The 11,551-nt window shown below is 74.9% G+C and carries 7 protein-coding genes; 2 read left to right on the top strand and 5 right to left on the bottom strand.

What is annotated here, in order from left to right; genetic code table 11:
- Positions 1 to 28: 28 nt before the first annotated feature.
- The 3 genes from ACFVFR_RS24610 to mshD all read right to left on the bottom strand — a co-directional run bounded on the left by ACFVFR_RS24610 (position 29) and on the right by mshD (position 5,289).
- The gene (locus tag ACFVFR_RS24610; protein ID WP_383705289.1) at positions 29 to 544 is read right to left on the bottom strand and encodes a CHAD domain-containing protein; all 516 of its coding nucleotides are present in this window, start codon (positions 542 to 544) and stop codon (positions 29 to 31) included.
- A 73-nt stretch (positions 545 to 617) separates the two neighbouring features.
- Positions 618 to 3,140: an RNA degradosome polyphosphate kinase gene (locus tag ACFVFR_RS24605; RefSeq protein WP_383705286.1), complete on the bottom strand. Its 2,523-nt coding sequence runs from the start codon at positions 3,138 to 3,140 to the stop codon at positions 618 to 620.
- Between the two features lie 1,213 nt (positions 3,141 to 4,353).
- Positions 4,354 to 5,289 (bottom strand): mycothiol synthase, encoded by a 936-nt coding sequence (gene mshD / locus ACFVFR_RS24600; protein ID WP_383705284.1) that lies wholly within the window; start codon positions 5,287 to 5,289, stop codon positions 4,354 to 4,356.
- Between the two features lie 408 nt (positions 5,290 to 5,697).
- On the opposite strand from mshD, the gene ACFVFR_RS24595 reads away from it, so the two are divergent.
- Complete coding sequence (locus tag ACFVFR_RS24595; protein ID WP_383705282.1) at positions 5,698 to 7,518, top strand: bifunctional metallophosphatase/5'-nucleotidase; 1,821 nt, start codon at positions 5,698 to 5,700, stop codon at positions 7,516 to 7,518.
- A 385-nt stretch (positions 7,519 to 7,903) separates the two neighbouring features.
- On the opposite strand, the gene ACFVFR_RS24590 is transcribed toward ACFVFR_RS24595, so the two are convergent.
- Both ACFVFR_RS24590 and thrS read right to left on the bottom strand, forming a co-directional pair.
- Positions 7,904 to 8,602 carry a hypothetical protein gene (locus ACFVFR_RS24590; RefSeq protein WP_383705280.1) on the bottom strand — a complete coding sequence of 233 codons (699 nt, stop codon included), beginning with the start codon at positions 8,600 to 8,602 and terminating at the stop codon, positions 7,904 to 7,906.
- Positions 8,603 to 8,954: 352 nt separating this feature from the next.
- Complete coding sequence (thrS, locus tag ACFVFR_RS24585) at positions 8,955 to 10,301, bottom strand: threonine--tRNA ligase (RefSeq protein ID WP_383705278.1); 1,347 nt, start codon at positions 10,299 to 10,301, stop codon at positions 8,955 to 8,957.
- 254 nt (positions 10,302 to 10,555) lie between these two features.
- On the opposite strand from thrS, the gene ACFVFR_RS24580 reads away from it, so the two are divergent.
- Positions 10,556 to 11,449 (top strand): GNAT family N-acetyltransferase, encoded by an 894-nt coding sequence (locus ACFVFR_RS24580; RefSeq protein WP_383705276.1) that lies wholly within the window; start codon positions 10,556 to 10,558, stop codon positions 11,447 to 11,449.
- Positions 11,450 to 11,551 lie beyond the last annotated feature (102 nt).

The raw sequence follows: 11,551 nt of genomic DNA, 5'->3' as shown, positions 1-11,551 counted from the left end.
TGGGCGGCGCGGCGATGGTCGTGGCCGGCTATCTGCGCGGTGCGCAGGGCGCCTGTGCGCGGCCGGCGGCGGCCGTGGGCGCGGCACCGTTGTCCGCGCCGGCCGGCCGGCCGCGCTCGGTGTCGGGCCCGGCACCGGGCGGCGGCCCGACCGGCCGGCCGGCACCCGGGTCGGGCAGCGGGGCGCCGGAGAGCCGGTGCAGGGCGCCACGCAGCCGGGCCAGCCGGGCGGCGTACGCGTGCTCGCGCGCCAGCATGCCCGACAGCCAGGCCAGTTCGGCGCGCAGCTGGTCGGCCCAGACCGGGTCGGTCAGCGGCCGGTAGGTGTGCAGCACGCCGCTGATCCGCCGCGCGGACTGGCGTAGCAGCCGGGCCGCCTCCACCGCCTCCTCCGCGTCCGAACCGCTCTCGCGGTGCAGCCGCAGGCTCCGCAGGAAGTCCCCCGCCTGTGCGTGCAGGTAGCGGGAGAGCACGTCGCCCGCCGTCGTCGTCGCCTGGCCCTGGTCGCCGCTGGTGACCGCTGAGCCCATGGCGTAGTCCGTCATTTCGTGTCCCCTGGTACCGGAGGCGGTACCGGTGACGGGTCCCTGCCTGGCCCCCGTAACCTCAACCGCCAGGTCATGTCGCTGTTGAACCACGCCGGCGCCTCCGGGCGTCGATGAGCATCTCCTGTACGTGCCGTAGCGGCCGGTCGTCCGCGTCGAGCGCGTGCCGGGTCCAGTCGCCGCTGGGCCCCAGGTGCCACGACGCCGTGGAGTCCGATGTCCCGGTCTCCAGGAGGCGGTTGAGCGCGGCCCGGTGGGCGGGGTCGGCGACGCTGACCAGCGCCTCGATCCGCCGGTCCAGATTGCGGTGCATCATGTCGGCGCTGCCGAGCCAGACTTCGGGCTCACCGGCGTTCCCGAACGCGAACACCCGCGAGTGCTCCAGGAAGCGACCGAGCACGCTGCGTACCCGTATGTTCTCGGAGAGGCCCGCGACACCGGGGCGCAGCGCGCAGATGCCGCGCACCCACACGTCGACCGGCACGCCCGCCCGCGAGGCCCGGTACAGGGCGTCGATGATGGCCTCGTCCACCATCGAGTTGACCTTGATCCGGACGTACGCGGGCTGGCCGGCCCGGTGGTTGGCCACTTCCTTGTTGATCCGCTTGATCAGCCCGTCCCGCAGCGACTTGGGCGCGACGAGCAGCCGGCGGTAGTTCTCGCGCAGCGAGTAGCCGGAGAGCCGGTTGAACAGGTCGGACAGGTCGGCGCCGACTTCGCTGTTGGCAGTCAGCAGTCCGAGGTCCTCGTACAACCGGGCGGTCTTGGGGTGGTAGTTGCCCGTGCCGACGTGCGAGTAGCGGGCCAGCGTCTCGCCCTCCTGTCGCACCACCAGCGAGAGCTTGCAGTGCGTCTTGAGGCCGACGAGCCCGTAGACGACGTGACAGCCGGCGGCCTCCAGCTTGCGGGCCCACTTGATGTTGGCCTGCTCGTCGAAGCGCGCCTTGATCTCCACCAGGACCAGCACCTGCTTGCCGGACTCGGCCGCGTCGATCAGCGCGTCCACGATGGGCGAGTCGCCGGAGGTGCGGTACAGGGTCTGCTTGATGGCCAGCACGTCCGGGTCGGCCGCGGCCTGCTCCAGGAACGCCTGCACGGAGGTGGAGAACGAGTCGTACGGGTGGTGCAGCAGCACGTCGCGCTCGCGCAGCGCCGCGAAGATGTCGGGCGCCGAGGCCGACTCGACCTCGGCCAGGTCGCCGTGGGTGCCGGCCACGAACTTGGGGTACTTCAGCTCGGGCCGGTCCAGCGAGGCGATCTTGAACAGGCCGGTCAGGTCGAGCGGTCCGGGCAGCGGGTAGACCTCGGACTCGGAGACGTCCAGCTCGCGGACGAGCAGGTCACGCACGTACGGCGCGATGGTCTCCTCGACCTCCAGGCGCACCGGCGGCCCGAAGCGACGCCGCATGAGCTCCTTCTCCAGGGCCTGGAGCAGGTTCTCCGCGTCGTCCTCCTCGACCTCCAGGTCCTCGTTGCGCGTCACCCGGAACATGTGGTGGGCCAGCACGTCCATGCCCGGGAAGAGGTCGCCCAGGTGGGCGGCGATGACGTCCTCCAGCGGCACGTAGCGCTGCGCGGACGCCTCAAGGAAACGGTTGAGCAGCGGCGGCACCTTGACCCGGGCGAAGTGGTCGTGGCCGCTGACGGGGTTGCGGACGACGACGGCCAGGTTCAGCGACAGGCCCGAGATGTACGGGAAGGGGTGCGCCGGGTCCACCGCCAGCGGTGTGAGCACCGGGAAGATCTGCTGCTTGAAGAGGGCGGTCAGCCGCTCCTGCTCCTTGTCGGTCAGTTCCGGCCAGCGCACGAGGTGGATGCCCTCGTCGGCGAGGGCGGGCCCGACCTCGGTCTGGTAGCAGGCGGCGTGCCGGGCCATGAGCTCGCGGGTGCGGTGCCAGATGAGGTCCAGCACCTCGCGCGGCTGGAGGCCGGAGGCCGAGCGGGTGGCGACGCCGGTGTGGATGCGCCGCTTGAGGCCCGCGACGCGGACCATGAAGAACTCGTCCAGGTTGCTGGCGAAGATCGCCAGGAAGTTGGCGCGCTCCAGCAGGGGGGTGTCCGGGTCCTCGGCGAGTTCGAGGACGCGCTCGTTGAACGCCAGCCAGCTCCGCTCCCGGTCCAGGAACCGGCCCTGGGGCAGCTCGTCGGCCTCCTCGTCGGGGGCGACGTAGGCGTCCGCGTCGGCATCGATGTCCGGTTCGAGACTCCGTACGGGCGGGGCGCCGACCGCGTGCGGGCGGTGGGCGGCTATGGAGCCGATCGAGGGCTGGGGGGCGGGGCGTGCCTGGTGGTCGGTATCGGGCGTACCGTGTGCGCCGTAAATAGCCAGTGCTCCGTTGCTCGTGGGCGCCGCGGGCGCGGTGGTGTGCGGACCGGTCGTGCCGTGGGGTGTCGCGTCGCCGGGGCGGGTCGCTCGCGTGTCCTCGCCGACCCGGGCGCCGGCGGTGGGCCGGGGGCCGCGTCGGTTACGCGCCGTGGGCTCGGCCTGGCCGCGCGCGGGGGTCTCCTGGGCCGTCCCCGGGCCCTGCGGCCGGGTCTGGTCGTGGGCGCTGGATTCGTGGGGGTAAGGGGCAGGTTCCCCGGAAGACTGCTGCATGTCCTTATTCTCCCGCGCATCGAGCCGTACGGGCTCGGCGGCGGGAGCGGGAGGCGGAACTGCGTGGAGCCTCCGGTTCGGGGCATTGGGCACAGCGGGCTGCATTCAGCGATGCTCGCAAGCGACGTTGAATCGCCGGTAACGGGCACATGGCTGTCAGGCAAGCGGGTCCCCTCGCCAGGGTGGCCACGACACGTCCCGCGACGGCCGCGCCGCCGGAACCGCCTCCCCCTCACGCGCCCCGCGCGCCCGCGCCCTACCGGCGCCTGGGGTATGTGCCCGGCTCGCACGCTTTCACGCGTCCGCTTCGCCCAACCGGGCGGCGCGGGCCGGCCTTTCGGCCACCGGACGGTGGGGCGGGTGAGGCGGATGAGGCACACACACCCGGGTGAGACCACGCGGCGCGGGGGCTTCGCGGCGAGGGGGGCTTCGCTACGGGGGTGGGATGTGCGCCGTGGGTGGGGGCTTCGCCGTGCCGGGTGCCTCGCCACGCGGAGGCGACCGCGTCGTGTGGTGGCTTCGCCACATGGGGGGGCTTCGCTACGGGGGTGGGCTGTGTGGCGTGGGTGGGGGCTTCGCCGTGTGGGATGCCTCGCTACGCCGTGGGCGGGGGCTTCGCCGTGCCGGGTGCCTCGCTACGGGGGTGGGCTGTGCGGCGTAGGTGGGGGCTTCGCCGTGTGGGATGCCTCGCCGCGTGGGGGGCTTCGCCGTGCGGGTGGGGGCCGGGGGTGGTAGGGCGGCGGCCGGGGCGTCGAAGGGCAGCCGGGGCGGCACGGGAAGGCCCGGACCGGCGGGGAGCGGCCCGAGCGACGGCCTGGGCGAGGCGGGGGCGGCCGGGCCCGGGCGCACAGCGAGGATCGACGCGAGGCGGACCGAGCGCGGTACGGCGACAGGCGAGCACGAAGCGCCCCACCGACAAGGCAGATACGGAGCAACCCGGCTAGCGAGGCGGGTACGGGACAGCCCAGCCGGCAAGGCGAACGCGAAACGGCCCCGCCGGCAAGGCGGACACGGAACACCCCCACCAGCGAGGCGAACGCGAAGCGGCCCCGCCGGCAAGGCGAACGCGAAGCACCCCCACCAGCAACGCGAGCACGAGACGACCCACGCCGGCAGGGCGAACGCGAAGCGGCCCCGCCGGCAAGGCGAACACGGAACACCCCCGCCAGCAAGGCGAACGTGGAACGGCCCCGCCGGCGAGGCGGTTGTCGGGTCAGTTCTCCGCGCGGTACATCAGGTCGGTCTCGTACGTCGTGAAGCCCAGGCGCTCGTAGACGGTGACGGCCGGCACGTTGTCGGCGTCGACGTACAGCATGCCGGTCGGCAGGCCGCGCTCGGCCAGGTGGCGGAGGCCGATCGCGGTGAGGGCCTTGCCGAGGCCGCCGCCCTGCTCGTCGGGGTGGACGCCGACGACGTACACCTCGCCCAGCTCCTCCTCGCGGTGCACCTTCGTCCAGTGGAAGCCGACCAGCCGGCCCGCGCGCTCGGCGAGGAAGAAGCCGGCCGGGTCGAACCACTCCTCGGCCTTGCGGTCGTCCAGGTCGCGCTGGGTGAGCGAGCCCTGTTCGGGGTGGTGGGCGAAGGCCGCCGCGTTCACCGCGAGCCAGGCGGCGTCGTCCTGGCCGGGGACGAAGGCGCGCACGCTCACGCCGGCCGGCAGTGTGGGTTCGGGAAGCTCGGTCAGCGCGTGCTCGCCCAGCGGGCGGCGGAGCTGGCGCAGCTCGCGGAAGAGCGCGAGGCCGAGCACCTGGGCCAGGTGGCGGGCGGCCGGGTGGCCGCCGTGCGCCCAGACCCGCAGTCGCTTGCCGGACTCGGCCAGCAGCGCGTTGCCCAGCGCCCGGCCGTGACCGTGGCCGCGCGAGCCGGGGCGTACCAGCAGTTCGGCGGCGGGCGGCTCCACCGGGTCGGTGTCCTCCAGTTGGGCGTAGCCGAGCAGCGGCCCGCCCCCGCCGCGCAGCACCAGATGGCGTACGCCCGTCCGCCCGCCGCCGCGCAACCGCAGCCGGCCCTGTTCCGATACGGCGGGCTGGCCGTCGGTCCTGGCCGCCTCGGTGATGAGTTCCAGCACCTCGCTCGCCGCGTCGGGGGTCAGCTCGTCCACGATCTCGATCCGCCGCGCCCCGCCCGGCTCATCCACCACGTCAGTCATGCGCCGAGCCTACGACCCCGCGCCACGCCACCCCAGAGAGCGACCCCTCCGGCGGGCGCGGGCCGGCGGGCGGGCCACCGGGGACGCGAGGTCAGGGGCGGGCCGGGCACGCGGAGGCCCGGGGCCGGCGGGGGCGGGCCGGCGGGTGCGGGGGCGGCGGCCTGGCGAGGCCGTCCAGCGGGTGCGGGGCCGGGGCGCGGGGCCGGCCGGGGCGGACCGAGGCGGCCGCTCCGGGGTGCGCGACGAGCGCGCGGGGAGGCCGGCGTGCGCCAAGGCGCAACCAACTCGTCACCTCAACCCCACTGACCCGCTACGCGCGTCAACCGTATGCTGCGGCCGACCCCGCGCGGTGCCCGCCCGCCTCGGCGTGCGCGACGCGCCGCACTCGCAGTTCGTGAAGGGAAGCCCATGCCAGCCACACCTCGACGGCGTCGCGCGGCGCGCGGAGTGACCGCGACGGCGGCGGTCCTGGCCACAGCGGCCGGCGTACTGACCGCCGCCCTGCCCGCCGGCGCCGACACCGAGAGCACCGCGCGCGGCGCCGAGCGCGGCGGCCACGGCCGGACCGTCGACGTCCAGTTGCTCTCCTTCAACGACCTGCACGGCACGCTGGAGCCCCCGCAGGGCTCGGCCGGCAACGTCACCCAGACCCAGCCGGACGGCACCACCAAGGCCGTTCCGGCCGGCGGCGTGGAGTACCTGGCCACCTCGCTGCGCGAGGCGCGCGCGGGCCACCGCTACTCGGTGACCGCCGCCGGCGGCGACATGATCGGCGCGAGCCCGCTGCTGTCCGGCCTCTTCCACGACGAGCCGTCGATCGAGGCCATGAACAAGCTGGGCCTGGACGTCTCGGCGGTGGGCAACCACGAGTTCGACGAGGGCTCGGCGGAGCTGAAGCGGATACAGAACGGCGGCTGCCACCCCAAGGACGGGTGCTACGAGAAGGGCAAGCGGTTCCCCGGCGCCGACTTCCCCTACCTCGCGGCCAACGTGACCAGTGAGAAGACCGGCAAGCCGATCCTCAAGCCGTACACCGTGTGGAAGCACAAGGGCGTGCGGATCGGGTTCATCGGCGTGACCCTGGAGGGCACGCCGGACGTCGTGACCGCCGAGGGTGTCAAGGGCCTGAAGTTCCACGACGAGGTCGAGACGATCAACAAGTACACCCGGGAGCTGAACCGCCAGGGCGTCAAGGCGGTCGTCGCCCTCATCCACGAGGGCGGCATGCCCGCCTCCGGCGCGTACGACTACGACTGCGACAGCCCCGGCCCCGGCGACGGCATCTCGGGCCCGATCGTGGACATCGCCAAGAACGTGAGCCCGCAGGTGGACGCGCTGGTCACCGGGCACACGCACCAGGCGTACGCGTGCTCGATCCCGGACCCGGACGGCGTGCCGCGCACCGTGACCTCGGCCGCCTCCTTCGGTCGGCTCTACACCGACACGACGCTGACCTACGACCGCCGCACCCGCGACATCGTGCGCACCCGCGTCCGATCCGCCAACCACGTCGTGGACCGGGAGCAGCCCAGGGCCCGCGACATGAGCGCGCTCATCAGGCGCTGGAGCGAGCTGGCGGCCCCGGTGGCCAACCGGCCCGTGGGCTACATCTCCGCCGACATCCCCGGCCGTGGCCTGAACGCGTACGAGACCCCGCTGGGCGACCTGATCAGCGACGCGCAGCAGGCGGGGCTGGCACCGGCGGACAAGGGCGGGGCCGAGGTCGCGTTCATGAACCCCGGCGGCATCCGCGCGGACCTGGCACACAAGGCGTCGGGCGGTGAGGGCGACGGGGTGGTGACCTACGGCGAGGCGTTCACCGTGCAGCCGTTCACCAACATGATGAACGTGCTCGACCTGACCGGTGAGCAGCTCCTGACGGTGCTGCGGCAGCAGGTCAGCGGCGTCAACGAGAAGCAGCCGCGCGTCCTGCAGGTCTCGAAGGGCCTCACGTACACGCTCGACCTCACCAGGGCGGGCGCGGACCGCGTCGTCACCGACTCGGTGCGGCTGAACGGCAAGCCGCTGGACCCGAAGCGGACCTACCGGGTCGCGGTCAACGAGTTCCTCGCCGGCGGTGGCGACGGCTTCCCGGTCTTCAAGGACGGCGGCAACAAGCTGGTCGCCGCCTCCGACCTGGACGTCTTCACGGCCTACCTGGAGGCCAACTCCACACCGAACGCCCCGCTCACCCCGCCGAAGGCGGACCGCGTCACGATCGTGAAGTAGCACCGACCCCGCACCGGGCCTGCCCCGCACCGGCCGGCCCCGTGGCGGGCCGCCCGCGCGCCGGACGCCCGCGCCCGTGCGGGGCACCCCGAGGCCCGCGCCCCCGTCAGGGGTCGCGGGCCTCGGCGGTGACGGGGTGCGGCCCTGACGGGCCTCGGCCACGGCGCGGGTGCGGGTGGACGCGGCGGGGTGGGGTGTGGGGGTACGGGGCGAGGTGGGGTCAGCGTGGCGCGGCGGGGTCTCGGGGGTACGCGGCGCGGCGGGCGCGGGGTGGGGGGTGCGGGTGACGCGGGAGTGCGGGGCCTGGGGTGCGGGGTGCGGGTGACGCGGAGTGCGGGGCGCGGGTGACGCGGGGGTGCCGGGGGCGCGTGGGCGCGGCCGGGGGTCAGAGCGCGGGCTTGGCGCGCTGGAAGCGGTCCGTGCTGCCGTCGCTCCAGTGGCAGGCCAGCTTCTCGCCGCCGTCGGTGACCTCGGCCTTGCCGGACATGGTCTGGCCCTCGCAGACCATCCTCATGGCGTTGTCGGCCTTGATCGTCCCCGAACAGGACTTGCCGCCGGGGGCCACCATGGACACCGATTCGCCGCTGATGGTGACCGTGATCAGCTTGCCCAGGGCCTCGCTGGCCGCGTGGTACCAGACGCCCTGCACGCTGGCGGACTGACCGCCCCCGGTGGCGGAGGCGCCGCCGGAGGACGTACCGCCCGAGGCGCCGCCGTCCCCCTTCGCCTTCTCCGCGCCACCACCGGACCCGCCCGAGCCACCTGATCCGCCCGAGCCGCTGGCGCCGCCCGAACCGCCGCTGGCGTCCGTGTCCTTCGTCGGCTCGGGGTCGGCGGTGGGCGTGGCGGGCTTCGCGGACGGGGCGTGCGGGGAGGCGCTGGGGTCGGGCCGCTCGGCCTCCCCGGACGCGCTCGGCTTCGGGGCGTCGGACCCGCCCGGGTCGGCGGGTTGGCTGGCCGGTTTGTCGGCCGCGCCCGGCCTCTTCGCGGCGTCCTTGTCCTGGTCGTCGTCACCGCCGCAACCGGTCAGGGTGAGGGCCAGTATCGCGACCGCCGATGTGGCGATGGACGTCATGTTTCGCACGGGGTTTCCGCTCCTGAGGTACGGGTGGAGTTCGTTGGGTCGGGAGTGCGTCGCGTGGCGGGGGTCGCGCGCGGGCGGCGCCGCGCGGGGCGTACCCCCTGGCACGGGCACCGCGACGAGCCCCGGGGCCACGCCGAGCGCGCGCCCGCGCATCGCGTGGTCCCCGGCGGGACAAGGGGAGTTCGGGGCTCGAAAGGGAGCCTGCCACGGCGGCTTCCGCGCGTTCCAGACCTCATCCGCTGCTCCGTGGATCAGTTCCCCTACACCGTGGATCAGGACCCGGGCCGGCGCGCCGCACGCCGCCGCGGCGTCCCGGCCGGCGCGCGGCGGCGCGGGAGACCGCGCCGGGGCCTCAGTCGGCCGCCGGCGCCGGCCACGGGTCGCCACCGCGCGCGGCGACGGCCGCGACCACGCGGGCGAGCACCTCCCCGACGGGCCGCGCCGGTAGTCGCCGCCCGTCGCGCAGCCGCACCGCGAGCTGCCCCGCCTCGGCCTCCCGGGCGCCGATGACGGCCTGGTACGGCGCCAGGCGGGCGGCCCGGACCCGGGCGCCCAGGGTGCCGCGCTCGGGGCCGGCGACCTCCACCCGCAGGCCGCGCGCCCGGCACCGCCCCGCCACGTCGTGGGCCAGGGCCACCTGCGCGTCGCCGACCGGCAGCAGGACCAGTTGGGTGGGGGCCAGCCAGGCGGGGAACGCGCCGCCGTGCACCTCGATGAGGTGGGCCACGGCCCGCTCGACGCTGCCGATGACGCTGCGGTGCACCATCACCGGCCGGTGCCGGGCGCCGTCCGCGCCGACGTAGCGCAGGTCGAAGCGTTCGGGCTGGTGGAAGTCGACCTGCACGGTGGACAGGGTGGACTCCCGGCCCGCGCCGTCGACGATCTGCACGTCGATCTTCGGCCCGTAGAACGCGGCCTCGCCCTCGACCGCCTCGTACGGCAGGCCGGCGCCCTCCAGCGCGTCGACGAGCAGCGCGGTGGCGCGCCGCCACGGCTCGGGGGCGGCGGCGTACTTGCCGCCCTCGCCCGGGAGCGAGAGCCGGTAGCGGGCGGGGGTGATGCCGAGCGCCGCGTAGGCCCGGCCGATCAGTGCCAGGGCGCCGCGCACCTCGTCGGCGACCTGGTCCGGGGCGCAGAACACGTGCGCGTCGTTGAGCTGGATCGCCCGTACCCGGGTCAGCCCGCCGAGCACCCCGGACAGCTCGGAGCGGTACATGCCGCCCAACTCGGCTATACGCATAGGTAGTTCGCGGTAGCTGCGGGCGCGGGAGCGGTAGATGAGCGCGTGGTGCGGGCACAGGCTCGGGCGCAGGACGACCTGTTCACCGCCGACGTCCATCGGCGGGTACATGTCGTCGCGGTAGTGCGCCCAGTGGCCCGAGATCTCGTACAGCTCCCGTTTGCCGAGCACCGGCGAGTACACGTGCTGGTAGCCGGCCCGGCACTCGATCTCGCGGACGTACTCCTCCAGGGCGTGCCGTACGGCCGCGCCGTCCGGCAGCCAGTAGGGCAGGCCGGCGCCGATGAGCGGGTCGGTGTCGAACAGGGCCAGCTCGCGGCCGAGGGTGCGGTGGTCGGACATGGCGGTCTCCTCGCGGTCGTGGGGCGAGCGAGCGGCGCCACGCGGCGGCCGGACCCCACGACGACAGCCCCGGGGCGCTCGCCCCGGGGCTGTGGATTCGAAGACTCTCGAAGACAACGGTCAGCGCGCCGGGACACTCTCCGGCGTCGTCGTGCTGATCACTGGCTTCATGCCGGCGACCGTAACAGGCCCCCCGGGGCGCCGGCGACCGCGTTTCCCTCCCCCTCCCCCACCCGGACGGCCGGGCCCGCGCCGCCCCCGCCCGGCCCACCCTCGCCGGGCCCGCGCGCCCCGCTCACCCGGGCGCGGCGGCGCCGCGCGCGGGCGAAATCGCGTTGCCGGGCGGGGCCCCGGGTGCTGAGGTGTGCCGCATGAACCACAGTGAGGCGCACTCGACGACCGACGACGGCGCGCGCGGCAGCGCGGCCGACCCCACGCGCGGCGATGCCACGGCCGCCCCGGGAGGCGGCGCGGACCCGGGCGACACGGACGGGCGGGCGCGCCTGCGGGCGGAGTTCGACCGGCAGCTGAGGGAGGGCGTACGCCCCGACGGCCCCGACTCCACCGTCGAGCGGGTGGGCGGCGTCGTACGGCACACCAGCACCCCCGCCGGCTGGAACGGGGTGATCTGGTCGGACCTCACCGAGGCGACCGCCGACGCCGCCATCGCCGAACAGGTCCGGCACTTCGGAGCGCGCGGGGTGGCCTTCGAGTGGAAGCTCTACGACTACGACGAGCCGGCCGACCTGGGGCGACGGCTGCTGGCGGCCGGGTTCACGGCGGAGCCGGCGGAGGCGCTGATGGTGGCGGAGGTCGCGCGGCAGGCCGCCGAGCCGCGACCGCCGGAGGGGGTGAGCCTGCGCCCGGTGCGGGACGCGGCGGACGTGGCGCTGATGGCCGAGGTGCACGCGCGGGCGTTTGGCACCGACGCCACCCGTCTGCATCAGCGCGTCCTGGAGCAGCTTGAGGACGGTTCCGAGACGATGCACGCCGTGCTCGCCATGGCCGGTGACGAGCCGGTGTGCGCGGCGCGCATGGAGTTCAACCCGGGCACCGACTTCGTCGGCCTGTGGGGCGGCGGCACGGTCGCCGCCTGGCGCGGCCGGGGCATCTACCGCGCCCTGGTCGCCCACCGCGCCCGCCTCGCGGCCGAGCACGGCTACCGCTACCTCCAGGTCGACGCCTCCGACGACAGCCGCCCCATCCTGGAGCGCCTGGGCTTCGTCCGGTTGGCCACGACGACGCCGTACGTGCGCGAGAGCTGACCGGGCCGGGCCCGGGCGCGGTGACGTTCGGCGCGGTGGCGTTCGGCCCGGTGGCGTTCGGCCCGGTGGCGTTCGGGAAGAGCGCTGCGCCCCCGGCGGGAG

It is taken from the genome of Streptomyces sp. NPDC057702, assembly GCF_042799315.1.
In the GTDB taxonomy this organism is placed as follows: Bacteria; Actinomycetota; Actinomycetes; order Streptomycetales; family Streptomycetaceae; genus Streptomyces.
Note: the sequence above shows the minus strand (reverse complement) of the source record. Positions and strands in the feature narration are given on the sequence as shown.